This window comes from Hydrogenophilus thiooxidans (assembly GCF_019049855.1).
Lineage (GTDB): Bacteria > Pseudomonadota > Gammaproteobacteria > Burkholderiales > Rhodocyclaceae > Hydrogenophilus > Hydrogenophilus thiooxidans.
The window spans coordinates 1-975 of sequence record NZ_JAHLSY010000062.1 but is presented as its reverse complement, the minus strand read 5'-3'; the positions used below and the strand labels follow the sequence as shown (position 1 = coordinate 975).

Below are 975 nucleotides of genomic sequence, written 5' to 3'. Positions count from 1 at the left end.
GTCGCGGTCGTGCATCGCGCCGCATTCTGGGCAGACCCATGCGCGAACCGATAACGGCAAAGAGTCTTGCAGATGACCGCAAGCCGAACACGTCTTGCTGCTGGGATAGAAGCGATCTGCTACCACCACCAGGCGACCACGCAGCTTTGCCTTGTACTCCAGTTGCCGCCGGAACTCAAAGAACCCCATGTCGGCAATGGAGCGCGCCAGATGGCGGTTTCTCACCATGCCGCGCACGTTCAAGTCCTCGATGACGAGGGTATGAAACCGGCTCGTGAGGCTTGTGGTGAGCTTATGGATTGCGTCATTGCGGATGTTGGCGATGCGCGCATGCAGCCTTGCCAGTCTCATCCTCGTCTTTTGGTGGTTTCTGGAGCCTTTCTGCTTGCGCGAAAGACTCCGGGAAAGCCGTCGCAGGCGCTTGAGCAAGACGGTGTGCGGCTTGGGGCCTTGGATTTTTTCTCCCGTCGAGAGCGTTGCAAACGCCGAAACCCCCAGATCCACCCCCACCGCGCCTTGGTTTTCGGCGCGGCGTTTGGGTGGGTCTTGGGTGTCGACGGTGATGCTGACAAACCACTTGTCGGCTACACGGGAGATGGTGGCCGACAGAATCTTGCCCGTAAAACGCAACGGCTCTCGCATGCGCACCCAGCCAAGGTTGGGGATGCGGATGCGAGAACCTTCGACGCGAAACTGGTCGTTCGTGAGCGTAAAGCGATCCTCTACGCCTTTCTTGCGGAATCGGGGGTAGCGGGCGCGGCCTGCGAAGAAGTTCTCGAAAGCTTCGCCAAGCTGGATGATCGCCATCTGCGGGGCGCATTTGGTGACTTCCAGCATCCAGGGAAATTGCTTGCGCTTGATGGCGTTGAGCTGGCGGCGCAGCGCCCTTTCAGAGGGTTTGGGTAGCGTCGGATCGGCTTTCCAGGCCGCGTACTGGCGCTGCCATTCCGCAAGCGCCCAGTTATAGGCAAAGCG

General features: G+C 59.9%; 1 protein-coding gene. It reads right to left on the bottom strand.

Annotated elements, in window-relative coordinates:
- A partial coding sequence (locus KUL93_RS11260) for an RNA-guided endonuclease InsQ/TnpB family protein (RefSeq protein WP_217127127.1) occupies window positions 1-975 on the bottom strand: 975 nt, incomplete at both ends.